The organism is Actinomadura napierensis (assembly GCF_039529375.1).
GTDB classification, from domain to species: Bacteria; Actinomycetota; Actinomycetes; order Streptosporangiales; family Streptosporangiaceae; genus Spirillospora; species Spirillospora napierensis.
Genome location: NZ_BAAAMR010000013.1, coordinates 69,582 through 95,333 on the forward strand (window position 1 = coordinate 69,582; position 25,752 = coordinate 95,333).

Genomic DNA, 25,752 nt, shown 5'->3' on the forward strand with positions numbered 1-25,752 from the left:
CCCTGGAAACCTTGATCGGCGAGCGGGGGTCAGGCTTCTTCGCCGTAGTGGGCGGCTATGTCCTTGGGGCTGGGCCAGCGGCTGTAGGTGGGGGACTGGGGCCAGCCGTCGGGGACGTCCTGCCATTCCTCCTGGCGGCCGTACGGCAGGAGGTCGATGAGCGGGAAGGTGTGGCCGAGCTGCTCGGTGCCCCGGCCGGTGGTGTGCCAGGTGCGGTAGACGGTGTCGCCGTCGCGGAGGAAGACGTTGACGGCGAAGCCGCCTCCGGGCGGGGCGCCCACGTCGGTGCCGAACGAGCTGTTCGCCGTGGAGTACCAGGTCATCTTGTTCCCGACCCGCCGCTTGTAGGCGAGCGCCTCGTCGATCGGGCCCTGGGTGACGATGACGAAGCGGGCGTCGTAGGCGTCCAGGAACTCGAGCCGCGTGTACTGCGACGTGAATCCCGTGCAGCCCGGGCACTGCCACGTCTTGCCGGGGAACCACATGTGGTTGTAGACGATCAGCTGGGACTTCCCGTCGAAGACGTCGGCCAGCCGGACGGGTCCCTCCTCGCCTTCGAGGGTGTAGTCGGGCATCTCGACCATCGGCATCCGTCGGCGCTGGGCGGCGATCGCGTCGAGTTCCCTGGTCGCGGCCTTCTCCCGAGCGCGCAGCTCGTCGAGGTCGCGCTGCCAGGTCTCGGCGTCGACGACGGGCGGTAGTGCCTTGGCGGCCATGGGTCCTCCTGTGTAAACGGCGTGCGTTCTGTATGTGGACCCCGCTCGGCCGCCGAACTCATCGGCGGCCCGGTAATTGGCATCGCGTCCAATTGTGATGCGGGTCACGGGCCGGCGGGGTTGAGGCGATCACGAGGGCGTTCGTACCGTCGAGGGCAAAGCGGATATCACCCCCTCGTGAACGGACAGAAGTCCCATGAGCAGTTCCGCCTTCCGCGTCCGCCCCCGCACCGTGCGCGCCCGCCGTGTCCGGTTCGCCTACCCGCAGGGGCGGCTGCCACGTCACTACATGAACGACGACCTGGTCATGAGCCACATCGTCACCGTGCTGTCGTCGGTGTTCCCCGAGGGCGAGGACTTCTTCGTCAAGACCGTGCGGCACTACCGCGACCAGGTCACCGACCCGGAGCTGAAGGCGCAGGTCGCCGGGTTCATCGGGCAGGAGGTGACGCACGGCCGCGAGCACCGGCACTTCAACGAGCGGCTCCGCGAGCTCGGTTACCCGGCCCGGTTCATCGACCGCTACACCAAGTACGGGCTGGCGCTCCTGTCGCGGGTGCTGCCGCCGGACGTGCAGCTCGCCGTCACCGCCGCGCTGGAGCACTACACCGCCACGCTCGCCTACGTGCTGCTGAACAAGCCGGAGGCGCGGGACATGTTCACCGAGGCGGAGATCCGGCGGATGTTCCTGTGGCACGCGCTGGAGGAGAGCGAGCACAAGTCCGTCGCGTTCGACGTGTTCCAGACCGTCAGCGGCGACCAGCGCGTCCGCCGGTGGGTCATGAACGCCGTCACCGCCGACTTCCTGCTGTTCGTCGTCCTGATGACGGCGCTGTCGCTGGCGCTCGACCCGGAGGCCTACCGCCTCCCGCGCCTGGCCCGCAGCCTGCGCCGGCTGCGCACCTCGCCGTTCATCCAGCCCGACGTCATCCGGCACCTGCGCGACTACAACCGGCGCGACTTCCACCCGGACGACAACGACACCACCGCTCTGGAACGGACGTGGAAGGCCAAGCTCTTCGACGAGCGGGCCGAACTCGACTGAACGCCGCGCGGCCGGATGTGGCGATGCCATGGACAGGACCGGCGGGCGGCTGCGATAAACGGCTTGTTGCCGACACGGCGGGCTGGGTGGGGTCATGCGGACGCTGTACGAACATGCGGGCGGCCAAGAGGGCCTCCATCGCTTCCTCGATGTCTTCTACGGCTCGCTGCTCGCCGACCCGCTGCTGCAGCCGCTGTTCGGCGAGGGGCAGTCCACGCACGTCGACCACCTAACGGCCTTTACCGCCGAGACGTTCGGCGGCCCCGACACCTTCACGCGGGAGATGGGCGGCTTCGCCCATCTCATCGACGTGCACCGCCATCTGGCGATCACCGAGGAGCAGCGGCGCAGGTTCGTCGAGCTCTACATGGCCGCGGCCGACGCGGCGAAGCTGCCGGACGACGCGCCGTTCCGGCAGGCGCTGCTGGAGCACGTCGAGTTCGGCACGCAGGTCGCGATGCAGAACTCCCGCGCCGAGACCGACGACGAGCTGCACCCCCTGCGCGAGGTGCCCCACTGGGACTGGCCCGCCGCCACCTCGTGACGCGCCCTCACCGCAGTCGATCTTGGTGTCTATCGTGGGACGGTCAGGATCGTTCACGGTGGACGGGGCTTTCATGCGGTACGTCATCATCGGCGCGGGCGCGATCGGCGGGGCGGTCGGCGGGCGGTTGCGGCAGGCGGGGCAGGACGTGGTGCTCGTCGCCCGCGGCGCGCAGTACGAGGTGTTGCGCGAGCGGGGGCTCAGGCTCGTCGGGCCGGACGGCGTGGCAGAGGTGGCCGTGCCGGTCGTCGACGGCCCCGAGGCTCTGGAGCTCACCGCGGAGGACGTGCTCGTCCTGGCGGTGAAGACCCAGGACGCGATCACGGCGCTGGACGCGTGGGCTTCACGGCCGGTCGAGGGCGGCGGGACGGCGGGGGAGCGGCTGCCGCTGGTCTGCGCGCAGAATGGGGTGGAGTCCGAGCGGCTGGCGTTGCGGCGCTTCCGGCGGGTCTACGGGATGTGCGTGTTCCTTCCGGCGACGTATCTGGAGCCGGGGGTCATCACCGTGCGGTGCGCGCCGTACACCGGTGCCCTCAATCTCGGGCGGTACCCGTCGGGCGCCGACGAGACGGCCCGCGCGATCGCGGACGGGCTGGAGAAGGCGAACTTCCTCGCGCCCGTCACGTCCGAGGTGATGCGCTGGAAGTACGCGAAGCTGCTCGGGAACCTGGCGAACGCGGTCGAGGCGGTGTGCGGTTCGCTGGCCGGTGAAGAGGAGAAGTCCCTGGTCGCGGAGGCACAGGCCGAGGCGGTGCGGGTGCTGGACGCGGCCGGGATCGACCGCGCCACCCGCGAGGAGCAGAGCGAGCTGCGGGCGGGCCGGGTCGAGGTGCGGCCCGTCGAGGGCGGCGGCCCGGCCGGGGGCTCGACGTGGCAGAGCCTGCGGCGCGGCGGCGGGGCGGTCGAGGCCGACTACCTCAACGGGGAGATCGTGCTGCTCGGGCGGCTGCACGGGATCGCGACACCGGTCAACGAGGGGCTGCTGCGGGTCGCGAACGACTTCGCGCGGTCCGGCCGCGAGCCCGGCTCGATGACGGGCGCGGAACTCGCCCGCGCCGCCGGCGGGGTGTGAGAAGGGTCTCGGCGCGGCAAGGGGGCGCGTGTTACACGCCGTTCACATTTGGGCAACAGGTGCGAAATGCCTGGTTGGCAGCGTGGCCCGTGCCGAGAAACCCACAAGGCCCGGCAGTGAGCGAAGGGATCGATGTTGAGCTACAAGGCCGAGTACATCTGGATCGACGGCACCGAGCCCACCGCCCGGCTGCGGTCCAAGACCAGGATCCTCCCCGACGGCGCCGACCTGCCGGACTGGGGTTTCGACGGCTCCAGCACCAACCAGGCCCCCGGGGACCACTCGGACTGCGTGCTCAAGCCGGTCTTCTCCTGCCCCGACCCGCTGCGCGGCGGCGACCACAAGCTCGTCCTCTGCGAGGTCTACCTCGTCGACGGCACGCCGCACAAGACCAACACGCGCGCCGAGCTGCGCCCGGTCGCCGAGCAGTACGCCGACCAGGACTCCTGGTACGGCATCGAGCAGGAGTACACCTTCTTCAAGGACGGCCGCCCGCTCGGCTTCCCCGAGCGCGGCTTCCCCGCGCCGCAGGGCTTCTACTACTGCGGTGTCGGCGCGGACGAGGTGTTCGGCCGTGAGATCGTCGAGCGGCACATGGACGCCTGCCTGGAGGCGGGCCTGAAGCTCTCCGGCATCAACGCCGAGGTCATGCCCGGCCAGTGGGAGTTCCAGATCGGCCCGGCGGGCCCGCTGGAGGTCGGCGACCACATGTGGGTCGCGCGCTGGCTGCTCTACCGGATCGCCGAGAACTCCGGCGTGTCCGCGACGCTCGACCCGAAGCCGGTCGAGGGCGACTGGAACGGCGCCGGCGCGCACACCAACTTCTCGACCAAGGCGATGCGCGAGAACTACGACGCCGTCATCACCGCGTGCGAGGCGCTCGCCGAGCGGGCGCAGGAGCACGTCCAGGGCTACGGCGCCGACATCGAGCGCCGCCTGACCGGGATGCACGAGACGGCGCCGTGGAGCGAGTTCAGCTACGGCGTGTCGAACCGCGGCGCGTCCGTGCGGATCCCGTGGCAGGTCGAGGTGGAGAAGAAGGGCTACATCGAGGACCGGCGCCCGAACGCCAACGTCGACCCGTACGTGGTGGCCCGGCTCATCACCGGCACCTGCTGCGCGGCGCTGGAGAAGGCCGGCCAGGTCTAAGGCCGGCCAGGTCTGACGTTTCGGACATTGCAGGACCCCGGGGGGCGACCCCCGGGGTCCTTCGCGTTCGTCAGGGGAGGGGACGGCGGCCGGCGAAGCCGAGTTCGGTGCGGTGGAACCAGGCCAGCTCGGTGTCGCCCTCCAGCCAGCACAGCCGGACCGACCGGCCGTCCAGCGTCGAGGGGAAGTCGATCAGGAACGGGGCGATGCCCTTGATCTCGATCCCCTGGTCGGTGAACCAGCCGACGTGCTCGTCGATGCGGGCCTCGTAGGACTTGGCCTCGGCCATCCCGCCGAACGCCGACTCCCCGGCGGTGCGCAGATCGAGGGCCAGTTCGGCGAGGTCGGCGCGGAGCCGGACGATCTCGGCGGCGTGCTCGCGGACCTCGGGGACGAGCGCGCGCGCCTGCGCCACGGTGAATTGTCGTTCCACCGTGCCGACGCTATCGCTCCGCGACTTTCGCTTACGCGATGAACGGCGCTATGACCGGTGACGGGGCCAAACATCTGCAAATTGTTGTGCTTGCGAGAGTTCCCCCCATCGGTGCCGGGTAGCACCTACATCGTTCGCACCGGGGGGAGGGAACATGCCCGATACGCCGTTCGGGCGGTACCCCGGCGGCCTGCCCGGCAGGCACGCCGGCCGTCCTGCGCCACGGCCGTACGAGCGGTCGTTCCGGTGTCCCTCCACGGCGCGGCGGCGCCGGGTGGAGGCTCCGGCGAGGAGGTACCAGGAGTTCGTCGCCCTGCACGAGGAGATCTCGGCGGGGTCGGCGCTGCCGCTGCGCCCGCTGTGGTGGGCGGGGACGGCGGCGTCGCTGGCCGCGGCGGGCATGGCGTTCGCGGCCGTGATGGGGCTGCGCGGCCTCTTCGGGCTGGACGTGCCGGTGTTCGCGGGCGGGCGCACTCCGGCGGGCCCGGCGGCGACGAGCTACGCGCTGGTCGCGATGGCCGGGACGATCCAGGCGACCGCGTTGATGCACCTGCTGCTGGCCACGGCGGCGCGCCCGGTCCGGGCGTTCGCGTGGATCGGCGGGTTCGCGGTGGTGCTGCTGACGATCCTGCCGCTGCTGCTGCACGGGCCGTTCGACGCGGCGGTCGCGACCGCGTGCGTCAACCTGGTCGGCGGGACGTCGGTGGTGGTGCTGCTGGCGGGGGTGGTGGCCGCGGCGTCGCGGCCCTTCTGGCCGGACCGGCCGTTCAGGCGCGGCCGACCGTGATGGCCAGCGGGTCCGGCGCGGACGAGGACGCGACGCGCACGTGCCGGAGCCGCCGCCACACCTGCACGTCCACGGGCTCGTCCGGGGCGAGGACGGCCAGCTCGCGGTGCATGCCGGAGAAGCCGAGGCAGAGCGAGACGTCCCAGGTGCCGCGCGGCAGCGGGTCGTCGACGTACGCCCGGGTGACCGGCAGCACGGCCCGGTAGGCGAGCCGGTCGTCCGACTCCTCCAGCGCGGCGATGACCTCGAAGGTCTTGCGGCTGCGCTGCTCGGTGAGGATCAGCGTCCCGGAGATCGGCATGCTGATCCAGCCGCGGTCGATGTGCCCGGTGATGACGACCTCGGCGCGCCGCTCGTCCCAGGCGATCGCGTCCGCGGCGGTCGTGCCGGCGACGTGCGAGCGCCCGCCGACGTCGATGGACAGCGTGCCGCGCCCCCCGAAGTAGGCGGCGACGGTGACCGCGCCGGGCAGGAAGCGGCGCTGCGGCGAGGTGTCCAGGCCGGGCGCGCGCTCGGGCCCGAGCTCGACGACCCGCCCCTCCGGCGGCGCGCCGATGGCGAGGTCGACGTCCCAGAGCCCGCCGGGCAGCGGCTCGCCGCGCTCGACGGCCGCGACGTCCACCAGCGCCTCGAAGGTGATCAGGCCGTCCTCCGCCGTGACGGACGCGGGGAGCCGCAGCAGGCCGCCGCCGTCGCGCTCGCGCAGCAGCAGCTCCATCTCCGGGATCGCGGGCAGGTCGTCGTCGCGCCTGATCGCGCCGGCGACGCGGAGCGCGGACCCCGCCCAGCCGACCTCCGTCAGGTAAGGCTCCGACATCGTCGCCCCCGCCTCGTCCTCCGCACGGTTCACCCGACCACTTCCCCCGCCGCCGTCGTCCAACCTGCCGCCCGCGCCGCCGACCGCGGGCCGGTCACGGGACGACGGTGACCGGCCAGCGGCCGGTGCGGACCAGCCGGACCGCGACGGACCCGATCAGCCGGTGCCCGGCCTTCGCGGACGCGCCGACGACCACCGCGTCCGCGCGGTTCTCGTCGGCGAGGCGGGAGATCACGGTGAACGGGTCGCCCTGCTCGGTGACGAACTCGTAGCGGACCTCGTCGTGCGCGGCGGCGCGTTCCAGCTCGCGGCGCAGCTCCTCGACGACGGCCTCGCCCGCCTCCCGCATGACCGCGGCGCCGCCGGCGGTGAGCGTGGACAGCGCCGCGATCGGCGCCACGTGCACGAGGACCAGCCGGGCCCCGCCGCGGCGCGCCAGGCCCCAGGCGTACGCGCCCGCGTGCAGCGAGGTCTCCGACCCGTCGACGCCGGCCACGATCACCTTCGGCCCGTCCACGCCGTACTCGAACGGCCCCTCGCCCGTCATGTGATCATCACGCCGACCAGGGTAGTCGGGAATGTCAGGGTCGGGTGAAGCGGGCCACCAGGTCGTCCAGCCCGAGCGCGCCGGCCGCGAGCGCCCCGTACATCTGGTCGATCTCGCCGTAGCCGAGATCGCGGGCGACGGCCAGCGAGTCGCCGCGCGCCTCCGCGGCGAGCAGGTCGATCCGCCGCTGGGCCAGCGCCCGGACGAGGCTGCGGCGCCCGGCGTCCGCGGCCTCCTCCGCGCGCCGCAGCGCCAGGCCGCGCCGGATGTGCATGCGCGCCGGGACCGTCACCGCGAAGTCGAGCCAGTCCTCGGACGGGGAGCCGGCCGGGTCGGTGAGCACCTCGACCACGTTGCCGCTGCGGACCTGCACCGACATCGGCGCGAGCCGCCCGTTGACGACGGCGCCGATGCAGCGGTCGCCGGTGCCGGGGTCCAGCGCGTAGGCGAAGTCGAGCGCGGTCGCGCCCGCCGGCAGCGGCACCGCCTGGCCGTCCGGGGTGAACGCGGCGACGTGCCCGGCGGCGAGGTCGGCGCGCAGGCCGTCCAGGAAGTCGGCGGACGGCGCGTTGGACTGCCAGGCCAGCAGCCGGCTCAGCCACGCCAGGTCGCGTCGGCCGGCCACCGCGTCGGCGGTGGCGGCGTCGTCGTCGCGGGCCCGCCGGATGTGCGCGACGATGCCGTACTCGGCGACCGGGTGCATCGCCTCGCTGCGGACGATCACCTCGAACGGGTCGCCGTCCGGGCTGATCACCCGGGTGTGCAGCGACCGGTACATGTTGTCCTTCGGCACCGCGATGTAGTCGCGGACCTGCCCGGGGACCGGGTGCAGCGCGGCGTGCACCGCGCCGAGCGCGATGTAGCAGTCGCGTTCCGAGCCGTCGACCAGCAGCAGCAGCCGGGCCGCCTCGCAGGGCCGCAGCCCGGCCAGGTCGCCGCCGGACGACACGTGCACCGCGTACAGGTGCGACGGCCGGATCCGCACCTGCGCGCGGACGCCGTGCTCGGCGAGCGCGGCGCGGATCCGCGCGATCGCGGGCGCGAACGCCGCGCCGGCCCGACGCAGTGCCGTCCGGACGGCGCGCTCGGTCGCGGCGTGCGCCTCGGGGGAGCGGGCGGCGAAGGCCAGGTCGTCCATCTCGCGCTTCAGCACGTGGATGCCGAGCCGCTCGGCGAACGGGACGAGCAGCTCCTGGGACGCCTTGGCGTACGGGGCGCGCTTGTGCGCCGGCCGGTAGCGCAGCGTGCGCAGGTTGTGGAGCCGGTCGGACAGCTTGATGACCAGCACCCGCAGGTCGGCCGCCGCGGCGAGGACGATCTTGCGGAACGTCTCGGCCTCGGCGCGGTCGCCCCACCGGCTGCCGTCCAGCTTCGTCACGCCGTCGACCAGGACCGCGATCTCCTCGCCGAAGTCGGCGCGGAGCTCGCCGAGGGTGTAGTGGGTGTCCTCGACGGTGTCGTGCAGGAGCGCGGCGACGAGGGTGGTGGTGTCCATCCCCATCCCCGCGAGGATCATCGCGACGGCCAGCGGGTGGGTGATGTAGGGCGCGCCCGACTTGCGCAGCTGCCCGCGGTGCAGCCGCTCGGCGACCTCGTAGCCGCGCAGCAGCTCCGCCTCGTCGCCGCCGGGGCACGCGGCCCGGTGCACCGCGAGCAGCGGCGCGACGGCGGGGAGCACCGGATCGCCGGCGGCGGACCGGGAGCGCAGCGGGAGCCGGACCGGGCCGCGCGGCGCCCGTACCGGTGCGCCGGGGAGCGGCGCCCGGGGCCGGGCGCGCGGCGGGAACCCGAGCCGCCCGCGCGGCGGAACGCGGACGCGGCCGTCGGGAAGCACGGCCTCGCCCGCCCGCGCGCCCGCGGGGACGGCCGTGCCCGTCGAGGCCGTGCCCGTGGCGCCCGCGCCTGTGGAGTTCGCCGGATCGAGGGTCGTCATCGCGCCCACCTGCCGCCTGCCCCTGTAGCGCCGCTGCTACTGGCTGTGACCGACATTATGCGCGATGTCGCGGCGGCGGCGCGAGACCGGGGCGTTCGCGCCGGGCCGGTGCCGCCGGACGGCCGCTGGAGCGCGCCATCGCCGGCCCGGCCCGCACGCCCATTACGGACCCGCCGCCGCGCCCTGTCAAGACGATTTAACACCGGCTTCACGGGCCGGATATTCTCCGGATGCGCTGACCAGTGTATGAATGCTCGCAAGGGCGATGGGCCGCCTATGGTCAATGTGCTCGCGCCGCGTTCTGCCAATGCGGATGGATAATGGTGAAATGATCCTCTCCCCGCGAGGCGTGCGAACCGCCGCGGCGAATGCCGTCCAGCTCGCGCGACACGGCCATCTCGCCGATCTGCGCCCGATGCCGGCCGATCCGCTGGAGGGCGGTGGGGCGGCCCGCGCGGTGCGGCGGTACCGCCCACCGGAGGGGGTGGTGCCCGCGGGGCCGCCGGTGCTGTTCGTGCCGCCGCCGGCCGTCCCGGCCCGCTGCTACGACCTGCGCCGCGGGTGCAGCCTCGCCGAGCACGTGGTGCGCGCCGGGCGGATCGGCTACCTGCTCGACGACGACCTCGCCCCCACCGGCCTGCGGGAATGGGTCCGCGAGGTGCTCCCGGCGGCGATCCGGACGGTCAGCCGGGACGCGGGCGGGCAGCCCGTCCAGCTCGTCGGCTGGTGCCTCGGCGGGGTCGTGTCGCTGCTGGCCGCCGCCGACGACCCGGGCCTGCCGATCGCCTCGGTCGCCGCCGTCGCGGCGCCCGTCGACGCCCGCGCGGCACGGCCCCCGGTCCGGCTGCCGGTGCCGCGCCCGCCGGCGGGAATCGAGGAACGGGTGCTCCGCCCGTATCGGACGCTGGCCCATCTCGACAATGCCGATCTCCTTGCCCAGATCGAAGCCGTCGAACAATTCACCGCGACGATGGCCGGATTTCCCGGCCGCACCGCGCGGCACATTCGCCGTGCCCTTTTCCGGGACAACGCGCTGGCCGCCGGCGCCGTGGACGTCGACGGCCGGCGGGTGGAACTGGGGCGGGTCCGGGTGCCGGTTCTGGCCATCGCGGGACGCGGCGACGGCATCGCGCCGGTCCGCTCCGTCCTGCCGCTGATCCGGCTGCTGCCGGGGGCGCCGAAGGTGCGCTTCGAGGTCGTGTCCGGCGGTCACCTCGACGTGCTGACCGGACGGTCCGCGCGGGCGACCACCTGGGCGCACCTGGACCGCTGGCTGGACGAGGGCACCGTCCGGCACGGCATCCGCCGGCAGCGCCGCGCCCCCGCGGTGACGGTCTGACCTGACCGCCCGGTCGCCCGTCCGGCGGGTCTCCCGCAGCCCAAGGAAGGTTCGAAAGTCCTTTGCGGTGCCGCCATCAGGGCGTCCCCGGGTGTGTCGTCTCCGTGTTCCGCCGGTCGCTGACCGTAGTGTTGCGCACCGTTGTCGGGAGCGAGGGCACCAGCCGCGCGGTCACCGGGTCGGGCCGCGCGGGAGGGCGTCGGGGGGCAGTGCATGGCCGCGGACAGGGGCATGGCGGCGGACGGGGGAGAGGCACGGGCCGTCCAGGACGGGCCGGAGCGGCGGGCGCCCGCGCGGGCGCCGCGGACCGAGATCGTCGGGGTCACCCCGTTCGGCCGTCCCGCGCCCCAGCTCGCGGTCGCCGTCGCGCGGGCCGGCGGGCACGGCGTGCTGGACCTCGGCACCGACCGGGAGCCGGCGCTGGCCGCGCTCGGCGACGTGCGCCGCTGGTGGGCGGGCCGGTTCGGGGTGCGCGTCCCGGCGGGCTGCCGGGTCCGCCCGCAGGAGCTGCCGGACGCCGTGGACACCGTGGTGTTCGACGCGCCGGCGCTGCGCTCGGACGACTCGCTGGACATCGCCGGGTTCGCGCGCGGGCGCCGGCTGCTGGTCGAGGTCGTCGACGCCGACGAGGCCGCCGCGGTGCTGCTGGTCGCCGGCGGCTTCGCCGGGACGCGCGGGACCGCGCTCGTCGCCCGGGGCAGCGAGGCGGGCGGCCGGGTCGGCGACCTGACCACGTTCGTGCTGCTGCAACGCCTGCTCGCCGACGAGCGCGTCGACGTCCCGGTCCTCGCGACCGGCGGCATCGGCCCGCGCACCGCCGCCGCGGCGGTCGCAGGAGGAGCGGCGGGCGTGGTGCTGGACGTCCAGCTCGCGCTCGTCCGGGAGATGGACCTGCCCGCCGAGGTGGCCGCGGCGCTCACCGCCATGGACGGCTCGGAGACCCGCGTCGTGCACGGCCACCGCGTCTACACGCGCCCCGACCTGCCGGACATCGCCCTCGCCGACCTCACGCCGGCGGAGGTCAACGCCCGCCTCGGCGCGACCGGGCTGCGGTCGCGGCTGCTGCCGGCCGGGCAGGACGCCCCGCTCGCCGCCGCGCTGGCCGCCCGGCACCGCACCGCCGGCGGCGTCGTCCAGGCGGTCCGCGAGGGGATCGGCGAGCATCTGCGGGCCGCCGTGCAGGCCGCGCCGCTGGCGCCCCGGCAGACCCCGGACGGCCCCGAGTACCCGGTCGTGCAGGGCCCGATGACGCAGGTCAGCGACCGTTCGGCGTTCGCCGCGGCGGTCGCGCAGGAAGGGGCGCTGCCGTTCCTGGCGCTCGCGCTGATGGACGGCGACCGGGTGCGGACGCTGCTGCGCGAGACCGCCGACCGGCTCGCCGGCCGGGCGTGGGGCGTCGGCCTGCTGGGGTTCGCGCCGCCGGAGGTCCGGGAGGCGCAGCTCGCCGCCGTCCGCGAGGCCGCGCCCCCGTACGCGATCGTCTCCGGCGGGCGCCCGGCGCAGGCCGCGTCCCTGGAGTCCGCCGGGATCAGCGCGTACCTGCACGTCCCGTCGCCCGAACTGCTGGAACGGTTCCTCGCCGAGGGCGCCCGCAAGTTCGTGTTCGAGGGGCGCGAGTGCGGCGGGCACGTCGGCCCGCGCGCGAGCTTCCCGCTGTGGGAGGCGCAGGTCGAGCGGCTCATGGCGTTCGGCGGCGACCCCGCCGGCCTGTCGGTGATGTTCGCCGGCGGGATCCACGACGCGCGGTCCGCCGCGATGGTCGCCGCGCTGGCCGGTCCGCTGGCCGAGCGCGGCGCCGACGTCCGCGTGCTGATGGGCACCGCGTACCTGTTCACCGCCGAGGCCGTTGCGGCGGGCGCGATCCTGCCCGGCTTCCAGAAGGCCGCTTTGGAGTGCGAGGCGACGGCGCTGCTGGAGACCTCGCCCGGCCACGCGACCCGCTGCGCCCGCACCCCGTACGTCGAGCAGTTCGCCGAGACGCGCCGCGAGCTGGAGGCGGCCGGGACGCCCCGCCAGGACATGTGGCGGCAGCTCGAACGCCTCAACCTCGGTCGGCTGCGCATCGCCAGCAAGGGCCTGCGCCGCTCCACCCCGGTCGGCCCCGACGAGCAGCGCGCCGAAGGGCTCTACATGATCGGGGACGTCGCGGCACTGCGCTCCTCCACGACCACCGTCACCGACCTGCACGAGCAGGTCACGACCGGCGCCGGGGAGCTGCTCGCCGCGCGCGCCGCCGAACTCGGCATCGCCGGGGACCGGTCCGCCGCGCCCGCCGCCCGCCCCGCCGACATCGCGATCATCGGCATCGGCTGCGTGTTCCCCGGCGCCCGCGACGCCGACGCCTACTGGGCGAACATCGTCGGCGGCGTCGACTCCGTCACCGAGGTGCCCGCCGAACGCTGGGACCCGGCCGTCCACTACGACCCGTCCGCCCCCGGGAAGACCCGGTCGAAATGGGGCGGGTTCCTGCCGGACGTCCCGTTCGACGCCCTCTCCTACGGCATCCCGCCCAGCGCACTCGGCAGCATCGAACCGATCCAGCTCCTCGCGCTGGACGTCGCGTCCCGCGCGCTGAAGGACGCCGGCTACGCCGACCGGCCCTTCGACCGGTCCCGCACCTCGGTGTTCTTCGGCGCCGAGGGCGGCAACGAGCTCGCCACCGCCTACGGCCTGCGCGCCACCCTGCCGTCCTACCTCGGCGAGGTCCCGCCCGGCCTGGACGAGCAGCTCCCCGCCCCCACCGAGGACTCCTTCCCCGGCGTCCTCACCAACGTCATCGCCGGGCGCATCGCCAACCGGCTCGACCTCGGCGGCGCCAACTACACCGTCGACGCCGCCTGCGCCGCGTCCCTCGCCGCCCTCGACGCCGCCTGCAAGGAACTCGCGACCGGCGGCAGCGACATGGTCCTGTGCGGCGGCGCCGACGTGCACAACGGCGTCCAGGACTACCTGATGTTCTCGGCCGTCCGCGCGCTGTCGCCGTCCGGCCGCTGCGCCCCGTTCGACGCCGCCGCCGACGGCATCGCGCTCGGCGAGGGCGTCGCGTGCGTCGTGCTCAAGCGGCTCGCCGACGCCGAACGCGACGGCGACCGTGTCTACGCCGTCGTCAAGTCCGTCGCCGGATCCAGCGACGGACGCTCCCTCGGCCTCACCGCGCCGCGCGCCGAAGGGCAGCGGCTCGCCCTCGACCGCGCCTACGAGCGCGCCGGCGTCCGCCCGTCCGACGTCGGGCTCGTCGAGGCGCACGGCACCGGCACCGAGGTCGGCGACCGCACCGAGCTCGCCACCCTCGCCGCCGCGTTCTCCGCCGCCGCACCCGGCTCGGTCACCCTCGGCTCCGTCAAGTCGCAGATCGGGCACACCAAGTGCGCCGCCGGGCTGGCCGGCCTGATCAAGACCGCGTACGCCCTGCACACCGGCGTCCTGCCCGGCACCCTGCACCTCACCAGCCCGAACGCCGAATGGAAGCCGGACGGGCCGTTCGCGTTCGGCGGCGGCGCGCGGCCCTGGGCCGCCCGGCCCGGCGACCGATACGCCGGCGTCAGCGGCTTCGGGTTCGGCGGCGCCAACTTCCACGCCGTCCTCTCCGGCTACGACGGCGGCCCCGAACCGGTGTCCGGCCTCGCCGAATGGCCCGCCGAGCTGTTCCTGATCCGCGGCGCCGACCGCACCGCCGCCCGCACCGAGATCGCGCGGCTCCGCCGGCTGCTGGACGCCCCGTCCGCCCGGCTGCGCGACCTCGCCCGGACCTGCGCGTCCGCCGAGGGCCGCGTCCAGGTCGCCGTCGTCGCCACCGGCCCGGACGACCTGCGCGGCAAGCTCGCCGCCGCGGCCGAGTTCCGGACGGCGCCCGGCGTGCACGTCCGCCGGGCCGCCGACCCCGGGCAGGTCGCGTTCCTGTTCCCCGGCCAGGGCAGCCAGCGGCCCGGCATGCTCGCCGGCCTGTTCGTCGCCTTCCCCCGCCTGCAGCGGCTGCTGCGCCTCGCCGGCGGACGCTACGCCCCCGCGATGTTCCCGCCCGCCGCGTTCGGCCCCGACGACGCCCGCCGCCACCGCGACGCGCTCACCGACACCCGCGTCGCCCAGCCCGCCCTCGGCATCGCGGGCCTGGCCGTCCACCGCCTGCTCACCGCCGTCGGCGTCCACCCCGACCTCGCCGCCGGGCACAGCTACGGCGAACTCGTCGCGCTGTGCGCCGCCGGCGTCTTCGACGACACCGACATGATCGAGCTCAGCGCCGCGCGCGCCGAGGCCATCCTCGCCGCGGCGGGCGCCGACCCCGGCGCGATGGCCGCCGTCAGCGCGTCGCTGCGGCAGGTCAGGGAGGCCATCTCCGGCATCTCGGAGATCGTCATCGCCAACCACAACGCACCCGACCAGGTCGTCGTCTCCGGCACCGGCGACGGGCTCGCCCGCGCGCTCGCCGCCCTGTCCGACCGCGGCCTCGCCGCCGAGCGCATCCCGGTCGCCTGCGCCTTCCACAGCCCGCTCGTCGCCGCCGCGTCCGGCACCCTCCGCGCCGCCCTCACCGGCCGCGACCTGCGCTCGCCCGCCTTCCCCGTCTGGTCCAACACCGCCGCCGCCCCCTATGACAGCGACCCCGCCGACCTCGCCGCCACCCTCGCCGGGCAGATCGCCGCGCCCGTCCGGTTCGTCGAGCAGATCGAGGCGATGTACGACGCCGGCGCCCGCACCTTCGTCGAAGCCGGGCCCGGACGCGTCCTCACCGGCCTCGTCGGGCGCATCCTCGGCGACCGGCCGCACACCGCCGTCGCCTGCGACGCCCCCGGCGGCGACTCGCTCGAACGCCTCCTGCACGCCCTCGCCGAACTCGCCGCCGTCGGCGTCCCCGTCGACCCGCAGCCCCTGTTCGCCGGGCGCGACGCCCGCGTCCTGGACGGCGCGCCGACCGCCGCGCCCGGCTGGATCGTCAACGGCCATCTCGTCCGCACCGCCGACGGCGGCTACCCGGCGGGCGCGCTCCGCCCCGCCGAACGCCTCGCCGCGTCCACCCGCCCGCCCGGCTCCGACGCCGCCGTCCTGGAGTACCTGCGGGCCGGCCGCGAACTGATCGCCGCGCAGCGCGAGGTCATCCTCCGCCACCTCGGCGCGGACCCCGCCGCCCGGTCCGGGCCCGCCGTCCCGGCGCCCGTCCCGGCGCCCCGTCCCGTCCTGCCCGGCGAGACCATCCCCGAACTGCCGGCCGCCGCCGAACCGCCGCGCGACGTCCACGCCACCGTCCTGGCGGTGATCAGCGCCCGCACCGGCTACCCCGAATCCATGCTGGACGCCGACCTCGACCTCGAGGCGGACCTGTCCATCGACTCCATCAAACGCACCGTCATCATCGGCGAGGTCACCGAGCGCGTCGGCCTCACCGCCTCCGACGACGCGGTCATCGAGCAGCTCACCCGCATCACCACCATCGGCGGGATCGTCGACTGGCTGCGCACCCGCCTGCCGTCCGCCGAGGCTCCCGGCCTCTACCCGGGGCCGCAACGGCCGCACGTCCCGCCCCAGGCCCCGTCGCGTCCGGGCCCGTCCGCCCACGTGGGCACCTCCGCCCTCTCTGGCGGCCTCTCCCCGGAGAGGCGCCGCGGCGGCCAGGCGGCGGACGCGCCCGAACCGGCGTCCTCCGCCCCTGCCGAAAACGACCCGGCCCCACCCGCCGACGCACCACTTCCGGAAACGTCCCGCCCCGAGGGCACCCCGGCGCAGGCCGCGCTGGGGTCCGCCGGAGAGCCGGCGGACCGGGCGGGCGCGTCCGCGGTGGCGACGAAGGAGACCGTGTCGGACGACGCGTCCACTGGCACGCACGAACCGATGGCGGGGACCTGGTCACAGCGCGGCGCCAGCGCATCCGAACCGGCTGAAGACCTGTCCGGCGAGACCGACGGCGGACGGCCCGACGTGCCGGCGGCAAGGCCCATCGAAGAGAAAGCGGGAGTCGCGGACGGCGAGGTGGCCGTGTCCACTGGGCAGGGCTCGCGCGAGGTGACGAGGGCGCCCGGTCTTAGCGAGCCGGAGGAGAGTAGCGGAGCCGCTGCGGATGAGGACGGCGACGGGATCGTGCCTGCTGGGCAGGGGCCGCGCGTGGTGGCGAGGACGTCCGGTCTTAGCGGGCCGGGGGATGGTGACGGAGCTGCTGCGGATGAGGGCGGCGACGGGGACGTGTCTGCGGGGCAGGGCCCGCGTGAGGTGACGAGGACGCCTTGTTCCGGTGGGTCGACGGAGGAGTCCCGAGCCGGTGCGGAGGCGGACGTGCGTGGGGGCGGGCGGCCCGAGGGGGCGCCGAAGTCGGCGTTCGTGGAGGTCGTGCGGCTTTCCGGGGACGGGGCCGCGGCGCTCGGCGGGGACGAGGCTGACGCCGGGCGCGGTGGGACACCCGTGGAGAAGGAGCCGACCGGGGCGCGCAGGGTGCTGGCCGGGCGGGTCCGGCCGTCGGGGGAGCGGGCCCGGCGGGTCGTCCGGCAGGTGGTGCGGACGGCGGACCTGGAGGCGCTGCCGGTCCCGGCGGACACCGGCACGGCGTTCGACGGGCGGACGTTCGTGGTGGTGGACGACGGGTGCGGTGTCGCGCTGGAGCTGGCCGACCTGCTGGAGCGGTACGGCGCGCGGGTGCGGACGCCGATGGACGTGGACGGGAAGTGCGACGGGCTGGTGCATCTGGCGGCGCTGCGGCCGGGGGCGACGGCGGTGCTGCCGGACGCCTACGCCGGGATCCGGCAGGCGCTGCTGGGCGGGCTGCGGTGGCTGCTCCTGGCGAGCGGGGCCGGGGGCACGTTCGGCAGGGCGTTCGACGGCGGCGGGATCGGCGATCCCGGGCCGGGCGCGGGGCTGCGGGGCCTGGCCGCGACGGTCGCGCAGGAGTATCCGGAGACGCTGGTCAGGGCGGTCGACGTGGACACCAAGGACACGCCGCGGGCCATCGCGTTGCGGATCATGGCGGAGCTGCTGGACGCCCGCGGTCCGGTGGCGGTCGGGCACGAGGGTGATCTGCGGCGGACGACGCGGCTGGTGCCGGCGGAGCTGCGGGGCGAGGCGCGGGTGCCGCTGGAGCCGGACGGGGTCGTCCTGCTGACCGGGGGCGCGCGGGGCGTCACCGCTCGGACGGCGTTGGAGCTGGCGCGCACGACGGGCTGCCACGTCGAGGTGATGGGGCGGACGCTGGAGCCGGTGGGGCCGCAGTCCTTCCCGGACGTCCCCGACGAGGCGGGGCTGCGGCGTGCGCTGGTCGCGCAGGGCGGGCGGAAGCCCGCGGAGATCGAGGCGACGGTGCGGCGGATCCTCGCGGAGCGGGAGATCCGCGCGAACCTGGACGCGCTGAAGGAGCACGCGGCGTCGGTCCGGTACCACGCGGGCGACGTGCGGGAGCCGCGCGTGGTGCGGGACGTCGTGGAGCGGGTGTACGTGCGGCACGGCCGGCTGGACGGGGTGGTGCACGGCGCGGGGGTCGTGGAGGACCGGCTCGTCCGCGACAAGGAGCCCCAGTCGTTCGAGCGGGTGTACCGGACGAAGGTGGACGGCGCGTCGGCGCTGGCGGCGGCGGTGCGGCCGGGCGTCGGGTTCTTCGTCGTGTTCGGCAGCGTCGCGGGCGTCCACGGCAACCGGGGGCAGGCGGACTACGCGGCGGCGAACGACGCGTGCGACACGCTCGCGCACGTGTGGCGGACGCGGCTGCGCGGCCGGGTGCTGGTGGCGGACTGGGGCCCGTGGGCGGGCGGCGGGATGGTGTCGCCGGAGCTGGCCCGCGAGTACGCGCGGCGCGGCGTCGGGCTGATCGATCCGGACGCGGGGGTGGCGGCGCTGCTGCGGGAGATCGCGCACGGCGACGAGACGCAGGCAGTGTTCACCGGGACGGTCCGGTGACGCAGGAGCCGATCGCGATCGTGGGCGCGGGGGCGGTGTTCCCCGGCGCCGGGTCGGCGGCGGAGCTGTGGCGCAACGTGCTGGCGGGGGTCGACGCGATCTCCGAGGTGCCGCCGGGCCGCTGGGATCCGGCGCTGTACTACGACCCGGACGCCTACGGCCGGGCGCCGGAGTGCGACCGGTTCTACTGCCGGCGCGGCGGGTTCGTGGACGAGCTGGCGACGTTCGACCCGGCCCGGTTCGGGATCACGCCGGCGTCGGTGCCGGGGATGGAGCCGGACCAGCTGCTGGCGCTGCGGACGGCGGCGGAGGCGATCGCGGACGCGGGCGGCGACGAGCGGCTGCCGGACCGCGGCCGGATCGGGGTGGTGGTCGGCCGCGGCGGCTACATCACCCCGGGGGTGGCGCGGTTCGACCAGCGGGTGCGGACGTCGCACCAGGTGGCGGGGGTGCTGGCGGAGCTGGTGCCGGAGCTCGGCGCGGAGCGGCTGGAGGAGGTCCGGCGGGCGTTCCGCGACCGGCTGGGCCCGGACGGCCCGGACGCGCCGGCGGGGCTGCTGCCGAGTTTCGCGGCGGCGCGGATCGCGGACCGGTTCGATCTGCGCGGGCCGGCGTACACGCTGGACGCGGCGTGCGCGTCGTCGCTGCTGGCGGTGGAACACGCGGTGCGGGCGCTGCGTGGCGGGCAGGCCGACGCGATGCTGGCGGGGGCCGTCCACCACGCGCACCACGCGACGGTGTGGAGCGTGTTCAGCCAGCTGCGGGCGCTGAGCCCGAGCGAGACGATCCGTCCGTTCGACCGGGCGGCGGACGGGACGCTGCTGGCGGAGGGCACCGGGATGGTGCTGCTGAAGCGGCTGGGGGACGCGGTGCGGGCCGGCGACCGGATCCACGCGGTGATCGTGGGGGCGGGGTCGTCGAGCGACGGGCGGGCGGCCGGGTTCATGAGCCCGCTGGTGGACGGGCAGGTCCTGGCGGTGGAGCGGGCCTGGCGGGACGCGGGGCTGGATCCGCGGGCGCCGGGCGCGCTGGGCCTGGTGGAGGCGCACGGGGCGGGGACGCCGGCGGGGGACGAGGCGGAGCTGGCGACGCTGCGCCGCGTGTTCGGGACGGACGGCGCACCGGTCGGCCTCGGCACGGTGAAGTCGATGATCGGGCATGCGATGCCGGCGGCGGGGATGGCGGGGCTGATCAAGGCGGCGTGCGCGCTGCGCGACGGGGTGCTGCCGCCGACGCTGCACGTGGAGGACCCGCATCCGGCGCTGGACGGCGGGCGGTTGCGGATCGTCCGGGAGGCCGCCGAGTGGGAGCGGCCGGTGGACGGCCCGCGCCGGGCGGTGGTGAACGCGTTCGGGTTCGGCGGCGCGAATGCGCACCTGGTTCTGGAGGAGCCGCCGGCGGCGCGGACGCGCAGGCGGCGCAGGCTGGACGCGCCGCGGTCGGAGGAGGGCGTGCTCAGGCTGGCCGCCCGGACGGCCGACGAGCTGGGGGCGCTGCTCGCGGCGCCCGACGAGGAGCTGCTCGCGCGAGTGGGGGAGGGCCCGCCGGACCTTCCGTGCCGCCTGGCCATCGTGGGCCCGACCGCGCGCAGGCTCGACCTGGCGCGCGCGGTCGTCCAGCGGGGGACGCCGTGGCGGGGCCGCAGCGACGTGTGGTTCACGCCGCGCCCGCTGCTCGCGGAAGGCGGCCGGCTGGCGTTCCTGTTCCCGGGCTTCGAGGCGGCGTTCGAGCCGCGCGTGGACGACGTCGCCGAGCACTTCGGGCTGCCGAAGCCGGAGCCGACCGGCCGCACCGACCTGTTCGGCCACGCGGCGGACGTGATGGCGGTCGGCCGGCTGCTCGCCGCGGCGCTCGCGCAGCTGGGCGTCGAGCCGGACGTCGCGGCCGGCCACAGCCTCGGCGAGTGGACCGCGATGATCGTCGCGGGTGTCTACGACGCCGGTCCCGCGGAGGCGTTCGTCCGCGCGCTCGACCCGGACGGCCTGGACGTCCCGGACGCGGTGTACGGGGCGCTCGGCTGCGGCGCGGACCGGGCGCAGGAGGCGATCGCCGGGCGGCCCGGCGTGTTCGTCAGCCACGACAACTGCCCGCACCAGTCGGTGATCTGCGGCCCGGCCGAGGAGGTCCGCGAGGTGCTGGGGCGGCTGGCCGAAGAGGGGGTCCTCGGCCGGGAGCTGCCGTTCCGGACGGGGTTCCACACGCCGCTGGCGGAGGTGTACGAGAAGCAGGTGCGGGGCTCGTTCGAGGTGCTCCGGGTGCACGAGCCGCGCTTCCCGGTGTGGTCGGGGACGACCGTCGCGCCGTTCCCGCCGGGCGAGGACGCGGTGCGGGAGCTGGTCGTGCGGCATCTGCTGGAGCCGGTGCGGTTCAGCGAGCTGATCGAGCAGCTGTACGGGACGGCGCACGCGCGGGTGTTCGTGCAGGTCGGCCCGGGGAGCCTCACCGGGTTCGTCGGCGACCGGCTCGGCGGCCGCGAGCACCTGGCGATGGCGGTGAACGTCCCGAAGCGCGACGGCATGGCGCAGCTGCGGCGGGTCGTCGCGGCGCTGTGGGCGGAGGGGTACGGGGCGTCCCCGGCGCCGCCGTCGTCGGCGGGCATGCGGCTGGACCTCGGCACGCCGCTGGTCCGGCTGGACGGCGCCGTGCCGCCGGTCCGGTCCGGTGCCGGTCCGGTGCCGTCGCTGCCGTCGGACGACCCGGTGCTGGCCGAGCTGGAGGCGCTGCTCAACGACGCGGCGACCGGCGCGCAGACGGTCCTGGAGGCGCTCGGCGGCGGACCGGGGTCCGCGTCCGCGCCCCCCGCGGGCCGCGCCGCCGACGAGCTGGCGGTCTCCCGGGTGTTCTCGCTGGAGGCGATGCCCTACCTCGCGGACCACTGCGTCATGCCGCAGCCCGCCGGCTGGTCCGACATGTCGGACCGGTTCCCGATCGTCCCGCTGGCGACGCTGCTGGAGGTGATGGCGGCGACCGCGCGCGAGCTGCTGCCCGACACGGTCGCGGTGGGGTTCGAGAACGTCCGCGCCGTCCGGTGGGTCGTGGCGTCCCCGCCGACCACCGCCGACATCCGCGCCCACCTCCTCGACGGACGGGCCGGGCCGCGCAGGGTGAAGGTCGTCATCCCCGGCCACGCCGACGGGACCGTCCTGCTCGCCGACCGGCACACGGCGCCGCCCCCACCGGACCGCACCCCGCTGACCGGGGAGGGCCCGCCCGTGGTCGCGGCGGAGCGCCTCTACGACGAACGGTGGATGTTCCACGGCCCGCTCTTCCGCGGCGTCGCCGAGGTGACCGCGCTGGCGGAGGACGGGGTGCGCGGGGTACTGACGTCCCTCCCCACGCCGGGCGCGCTCATCGACAGCGCGGGGCAGCTGTGCGGCCACTGGATCCAGGTGTACGGGGAGAAGGACCAGATCGTCTTTCCGGTAGGGATCGAACGCGTCTCCCTGTACGGGCCGTCGCCGTCCGCAGGAGAACGGCTCGACACCACCATCTGGGCAGAGTCGCTTACGGACACCACCCTGCGCTGCTCCCTCGAGATGGTCCGCGAAGACGGCACCCTCTGGACGCGCATCGACGGATGGACCGCGCACCGCTTCTTCACCGACGAGGCCGTGTGGCGGATGAGGTTCACCCCCGAGGTCTCCGGGATGGGCGAACCGCAGGACGGCGGATGGTGCCTGGCGCGCCGGCACTGGGACGGCGCCGCGTCCCGCGACCTCGTCATGCGGCGGTACCTGTGCGCGGCCGAACGCGCCGAGTACGAGCGGCTGCCCTCGTTCGCGCAGGGTCCGTGGCTGCTCGGGCGCGTCGCCGCGAAGGACGCGGTCCGGGACTGGCTGTGGCGCAACGGCCACGGACCCCTGTTCCCCGCCGAGCTGACCGTCCGCGATGGGCCGGGCGGGACCGAAGCGGCGCAACACCCCGAAGTGAGCGGGCCGTTCGGCGAGGACCTGACCGTGTCCATCGCCTGCGACGCCGAACTGGGCGTCGCCCTGGTCCGGCCGGCGGGCGGGCCCGCCGGCATCGGCCTGACCCCCGCCGGCGAGGACGCCCGCGTCCGCGCCGCCAGGCAGGCCGCCCTGCAGGACCTCCCCGCCGGGGCCGGCCGCCCCGAGCCCGCCGTCACCGCGGCGGGCGCCGGGCGGCTGCTGGTCACCGGCGGCGGGACGGTCACCACGGTCGAGACACGCGAGCTGGACGGACACGTCGTGGCCTGGACGGTCACGGCGGGCGGCACCGACACGGAGGAGAGCCGAACATGAGCGACGACGCCCTGACGCAGGTCGTCCGGATGCTGGCCGAGGTCGTGGGGGAGGACTTCCTGCTCGACGTGGAGATCGGCCGCGACACCACCTTCAACGAGGACCTCGGGCTGGAGAGCATCGAGTTCGTCGCCCTCGCCGACAAGCTGCGCGACCACTACGGCGACGGCGTCGACCTCGCCGCGTTCATCGCCGGCATGGACATCGACGAGATCATGAACCTGACGATCGGGGACCTGGTGGACCACATCGCCGCCACGGAGGCGGCCCATGCCTGACCTCACCGTCCGCGGGGTCCGCTTCCACGTCCAGACCCCGGGAACCGGCGACGACGCGGACGCGCCCGTCGTGGTGTTCGTCCACGGGCTCGTCATGGACAACCTGTCGAGCTTCTACACCACGCTCGCCCTGCCGATCGCCGGCTCCGGCGCCCGCACCGTCCTGTACGACCTGCGGGGGCACGGCCGCACCGAGCTCACCCCGTCCGGCCACGGCGTCGCCGACGCCGTCGCCGACCTGTTCGCGATCCTCGACGCGCTCGGCCACCACCGCGTCCACCTGGTCGCGCACAGCTTCGGCGGCGTCATCGCGCTGAACGCCGCGCTCGCGCGCCCCGACCGGGTCGCCGGGCTCGTGCTGATCGAGGCCCACGGGCCCGGCGAAGGCCCCGGCTGGTCCGAGGGGCTGCTCAACACGCTGGCGCGATGGTCGCTGATCCTGGAGTACGAGCGGTTCGCCGACCAGATGCTGGCCTCCGGACGGCGCCGGGCCGGGCGGCAGATGGCCACCGCCGACGCCCTCGTCAACCGGACCACCCTGCTGGCGGACGTCGCCGCCATCGGCCCCGTCCGCCCCGCCGACCTGGCCGCCGTCCGCTGCCCCGTCCTCGCCGTGTACGGGCAGCACTCCGACGTCGCCGCCGCCGGGCGGCTGCTGCTGCACTCCGTCCCCGACTGCACCCTGCACGTCATGGCCGGCCACGGCCACACCGCGCTGCGCGAGGGGACGGCCGAGATCCTGGAGGTCGTCCTGCCCTGGCTGGCCCACCACGCGGGGACCCGCGTCCCCGCGGCCGTCGGCGGAGGTGCCCGGTGAAGGGCCGCCGCGTCCAGGTCCCGTCCCTGCTCGGCGCCCCCGGCATCCCGCGCGCCGAGACGCCCCGGCGGCGGTTCCTGTTCGCCGTCCCGCCGCTCGCCGGGCACGTCAACCCGACCGTCGCGGTCGCCGCCGAGCTCGTCCGGCGCGGCCACACCGTCGCCTGGACCGGGCACCGCGCCGCGCTCGAACCGCTGCTGCGCGCCGGCTCGCGGATCTTCTCCGCGGGGGACGACGCGTTCGCCGCGCGGCTCGCCGCCGCCCGCGAGGACTGGCTGCGGCTGCGCGGTCCCGCCGCGCTGCGGTTCCTGTGGGAGGACTTCATCGTCCCGCTCGGCCACGCGATGATGCCCGGCGTCGAGACCGCGCTCGACCGGTTCCGCCCGGACGTGGTGGTCAGCGACCAGATCGTGCTGGCCGCGCCGGTCGCCGCCCGGCGCCGCGAGATCCCGTGGGTCACCTCGGCGACCACGTCCTCGGAGTTCACCCGGCCCCTCGCCGGGCTGCCGCTGGTCGAGGAGTGGGTGCGCGAGCAGATCGGCGACTTCCAGCTCGACCACGGCATCGAGGACCTGCTCGACCTGCGGTTCTCCGACCACCTCGTGCTGATCTTCTCCACCGGCGCGCTCGTCGGGGACACCTCGGTCTTCCCCGACCACTTCGCGTTCGTCGGCCCCGCGCTCGACCGGCCGGCGGGTGCCGCGTTCCCGTGGGAGTGGCTGGACGGGCGGCCCGCCGTGCTGGTGACGCTCGGCACCCTCAACGGGGCGGCCGGCGAACGGTTCTACCGGGTCGCCGCCGACGCCGTCCGCGACCTCGACGTCCAGGCCGTGTTCGTCGCGCCGCCCGGGATCGTCGCCGACCCGCCGCCGAACGTCCTCGTCCGCGAGCACGTCCCGCAGCTCAGGCTGCTGCAGCGGATGGCGGCCGTCGTCTGCCACGGCGGGCACAACACCGTCTGTGAGAGCCTCGCGCAGGGCCTGCCGCTGGTCGTCGCGCCGATCCGGGACGACCAGCCGGTCATCGCCCGGCAGGTCGAGGCCGCCGGCGCCGGCGTGCAGGTCCGGTTCGGCCGGGTCCGCGCCGCCGAGCTCCGCGACGCGCTGACCACCGTCCTCGACGGGGACGCCCACCGCGCCGCCGCCGAGGCCGTCCGCGAGTCCTTCGCCGCCGCCGGCGGCGCCGCCGAGGCCGCCGACCGCCTGGAGAAACTGGCGTGACCGCGGGGCTGGACGTGAGCGGCATCGCCACGTCCCTCGACGTCCGGATGACGGCCTACGACTTCGAACGCGTCCACGGCCGCCCGCCGGCGGCGGTGCACCGCGCTCCGATCGGCCTGCCGCTCCTGGACGGCCTCACCATCGCGCTGCCCTGGGGCGTCACGGTCGCGGCGGACGCCGACGGCACCACGTCGCTCTACTCGGTCAACCACCAGACCGACGGCGTCACCTCCGCCACGGGCCCAGTCCCGCACTGGGCCCGGGAGGCCGTCGCCGTCCTGAACGCCCACGCCGACCCCGCGCCCGGCGCCCGCCTGGTGATCAACCGCGAGCTGCCCGCCGAGACCGGGCTCCTCACCGGCGCCGAGACCGCCGCCGCCACCTACCTGGCCCTGCGCGCCCTGCACGGCCCGCCCGCCGGCCCGCACCCGCTCACCGAGCACCCCGCCTACAAGACGTCGTTGCAGGCCCGCGAGGCCCACGCCCTGCTGACCGCACCCGGCACCACAGAGCACGTCCCGTTCGACCTGGCCGCCTGCGACCTCCGCGTCCTCATCGTCGACCTCGCCGCCCGCCACTCGTCCCCGCTGCCGACCCCGGCCGGTGCCGCCGCCCGCGCCGCCGCCGCCGTCCGCGTGTCCGGGCCGTCCGCCCTCGGGGCTCTCCTCACCGACGCCCACGCCTTCGGCGACCCGCTGCCCGACCTCGCCCTCCGCACCGCCCTCGACGCCGGCGCCCTCGGCGGCCGCAAGATCGGCGCCTGCATCGTCGCCCTGGCCCCCACCACGGCCGTCCCCCACGTCCGCACGGCCCTCACCACCCGCCTGACGCCCGTCCTTCCACGCCCACCCCGCCTCCTGACAGCCCTCCCCGCCCCCTCAGCCACCACCCCGAACCCGGCTCACTTCTAGAAGCGGTCGCCGG

17 protein-coding genes are annotated in these 25,752 nt (G+C 75.4%); 12 read left to right on the forward strand and 5 right to left on the reverse strand.

Annotation, left to right across the window (positions count from 1 at the left end; all coding sequences use genetic code 11):
* Positions 1–29 precede the first annotated feature (29 nt).
* A complete protein-coding gene (locus ABD296_RS10295) occupies positions 30–716 on the reverse strand; it encodes a DUF899 domain-containing protein (protein WP_344264077.1) in 687 nt (228 codons plus the stop codon).
* A 196-nt stretch (positions 717–912) separates the two neighbouring features.
* Between ABD296_RS10295 and ABD296_RS10300 the strand changes: the two genes are divergently transcribed.
* The 4 genes from ABD296_RS10300 (at position 913) to glnII (ending at position 4,526) form a co-directional block, all read left to right on the forward strand.
* Complete coding sequence (locus tag ABD296_RS10300) at positions 913–1,761, forward strand: metal-dependent hydrolase (protein ID WP_344264079.1); 849 nt, start codon at positions 913–915, stop codon at positions 1,759–1,761.
* 94 nt (positions 1,762–1,855) lie between these two features.
* Positions 1,856–2,305 carry a group II truncated hemoglobin gene (locus ABD296_RS10305; protein ID WP_344264081.1) on the forward strand — a complete coding sequence of 150 codons (450 nt, stop codon included), beginning with the start codon at positions 1,856–1,858 and terminating at the stop codon, positions 2,303–2,305.
* 58 nt (positions 2,306–2,363) lie between these two features.
* Positions 2,364–3,377 (forward strand): ketopantoate reductase family protein, encoded by a 1,014-nt coding sequence (locus tag ABD296_RS10310; protein WP_344264082.1) that lies wholly within the window; start codon positions 2,364–2,366, stop codon positions 3,375–3,377.
* A gap of 132 nt (positions 3,378–3,509) precedes the next feature.
* On the forward strand, positions 3,510–4,526 hold the full coding sequence (gene glnII, locus ABD296_RS10315; RefSeq protein WP_344264084.1) for a glutamine synthetase GlnII: 1,017 nt from the start codon (positions 3,510–3,512) through the stop codon (positions 4,524–4,526).
* 70 nt (positions 4,527–4,596) lie between these two features.
* Here glnII and ABD296_RS10320 read toward each other — a convergent pair whose 3' ends face one another.
* Positions 4,597–4,959 carry a DUF2203 domain-containing protein gene (locus ABD296_RS10320; protein WP_344264086.1) on the reverse strand — a complete coding sequence of 121 codons (363 nt, stop codon included), beginning with the start codon at positions 4,957–4,959 and terminating at the stop codon, positions 4,597–4,599.
* A 154-nt stretch (positions 4,960–5,113) separates the two neighbouring features.
* Here ABD296_RS10320 and ABD296_RS10325 point away from each other — a divergent pair, with 154 nt between their 5' ends.
* The gene (locus tag ABD296_RS10325; protein ID WP_344264088.1) at positions 5,114–5,746 is read left to right on the forward strand and encodes a hypothetical protein; all 633 of its coding nucleotides are present in this window, start codon (positions 5,114–5,116) and stop codon (positions 5,744–5,746) included.
* Here ABD296_RS10325 and ABD296_RS10330 read toward each other — a convergent pair.
* From ABD296_RS10330 to ABD296_RS10340, 3 genes are all read right to left on the reverse strand, one after another.
* Positions 5,727–6,596 carry a hypothetical protein gene (locus ABD296_RS10330; protein WP_344264090.1) on the reverse strand — a complete coding sequence of 290 codons (870 nt, stop codon included), beginning with the start codon at positions 6,594–6,596 and terminating at the stop codon, positions 5,727–5,729. The two genes, ABD296_RS10325 and ABD296_RS10330, sit on opposite strands and share 20 nt — an antisense overlap.
* Before the next feature lie 61 nt (positions 6,597–6,657).
* Positions 6,658–7,110 (reverse strand): universal stress protein, encoded by a 453-nt coding sequence (locus ABD296_RS10335; protein WP_344264092.1) that lies wholly within the window; start codon positions 7,108–7,110, stop codon positions 6,658–6,660.
* Positions 7,111–7,144: 34 nt separating this feature from the next.
* On the reverse strand, positions 7,145–9,043 hold the full coding sequence (locus tag ABD296_RS10340) for a RelA/SpoT family protein (protein WP_344264094.1): 1,899 nt from the start codon (positions 9,041–9,043) through the stop codon (positions 7,145–7,147).
* A gap of 328 nt (positions 9,044–9,371) precedes the next feature.
* Between ABD296_RS10340 and ABD296_RS10345 the strand changes: the two genes are divergently transcribed.
* From ABD296_RS10345 to ABD296_RS10375, 7 genes are all read left to right on the forward strand, one after another.
* Positions 9,372–10,382, forward strand: a complete 1,011-nt coding sequence (locus tag ABD296_RS10345; RefSeq protein WP_344264096.1) for an alpha/beta fold hydrolase — start codon at positions 9,372–9,374, stop codon at positions 10,380–10,382.
* Between the two features lie 213 nt (positions 10,383–10,595).
* A complete protein-coding gene (locus ABD296_RS10350) occupies positions 10,596–18,251 on the forward strand; it encodes an SDR family NAD(P)-dependent oxidoreductase (RefSeq protein ID WP_344264098.1) in 7,656 nt (2,551 codons plus the stop codon).
* The gene (locus ABD296_RS10355; RefSeq protein WP_344264100.1) at positions 18,248–22,513 is read left to right on the forward strand and encodes a beta-ketoacyl synthase N-terminal-like domain-containing protein; all 4,266 of its coding nucleotides are present in this window, start codon (positions 18,248–18,250) and stop codon (positions 22,511–22,513) included. The genes ABD296_RS10350 and ABD296_RS10355 overlap by 4 nt, the downstream gene beginning before the upstream one ends.
* Entirely contained in the window at positions 22,510–22,791 is a 282-nt protein-coding gene (locus ABD296_RS10360) for an acyl carrier protein (RefSeq protein ID WP_344264102.1), read from the forward strand. The genes ABD296_RS10355 and ABD296_RS10360 overlap by 4 nt, the downstream gene beginning before the upstream one ends.
* On the forward strand, positions 22,784–23,608 hold the full coding sequence (locus tag ABD296_RS10365) for an alpha/beta fold hydrolase (protein WP_344264104.1): 825 nt from the start codon (positions 22,784–22,786) through the stop codon (positions 23,606–23,608). Before ABD296_RS10360 ends, ABD296_RS10365 begins: the two co-directional genes overlap by 8 nt.
* Complete coding sequence (locus ABD296_RS10370; protein ID WP_344264106.1) at positions 23,605–24,828, forward strand: glycosyltransferase; 1,224 nt, start codon at positions 23,605–23,607, stop codon at positions 24,826–24,828. The genes ABD296_RS10365 and ABD296_RS10370 overlap by 4 nt, the downstream gene beginning before the upstream one ends.
* Entirely contained in the window at positions 24,825–25,739 is a 915-nt protein-coding gene (locus ABD296_RS10375) for a hypothetical protein (protein ID WP_344264108.1), read from the forward strand. Before ABD296_RS10370 ends, ABD296_RS10375 begins: the two co-directional genes overlap by 4 nt.
* Positions 25,740–25,752: the final 13 nt, after the last annotated feature.

What these genes read in the sequence shown, in the direction of transcription:
- ABD296_RS10295 (WP_344264077.1), bottom strand. Translation starts at nt 716, where the DNA reads ATGGCCGCCAAGGCACTACCGCCCGTCGTCGACGCCGAGACCTGGCAG.
- ABD296_RS10300 (WP_344264079.1), top strand. Translation starts at nt 913, where the DNA reads ATGAGCAGTTCCGCCTTCCGCGTCCGCCCCCGCACCGTGCGCGCCCGC.
- ABD296_RS10305 (WP_344264081.1), top strand. Translation starts at nt 1,856, where the DNA reads ATGCGGACGCTGTACGAACATGCGGGCGGCCAAGAGGGCCTCCATCGC.
- glnII (WP_344264084.1), top strand. Translation starts at nt 3,510, where the DNA reads ATGTTGAGCTACAAGGCCGAGTACATCTGGATCGACGGCACCGAGCCC.
- ABD296_RS10325 (WP_344264088.1), top strand. Translation starts at nt 5,114, where the DNA reads ATGCCCGATACGCCGTTCGGGCGGTACCCCGGCGGCCTGCCCGGCAGG.
- ABD296_RS10335 (WP_344264092.1), bottom strand. Translation starts at nt 7,110, where the DNA reads ATGACGGGCGAGGGGCCGTTCGAGTACGGCGTGGACGGGCCGAAGGTG.
- ABD296_RS10340 (WP_344264094.1), bottom strand. Translation starts at nt 9,043, where the DNA reads ATGACGACCCTCGATCCGGCGAACTCCACAGGCGCGGGCGCCACGGGC.
- ABD296_RS10345 (WP_344264096.1), top strand. Translation starts at nt 9,372, where the DNA reads ATGATCCTCTCCCCGCGAGGCGTGCGAACCGCCGCGGCGAATGCCGTC.
- ABD296_RS10350 (WP_344264098.1), top strand. Translation starts at nt 10,596, where the DNA reads ATGGCCGCGGACAGGGGCATGGCGGCGGACGGGGGAGAGGCACGGGCC.
- ABD296_RS10360 (WP_344264102.1), top strand. Translation starts at nt 22,510, where the DNA reads ATGAGCGACGACGCCCTGACGCAGGTCGTCCGGATGCTGGCCGAGGTC.
- ABD296_RS10365 (WP_344264104.1), top strand. Translation starts at nt 22,784, where the DNA reads ATGCCTGACCTCACCGTCCGCGGGGTCCGCTTCCACGTCCAGACCCCG.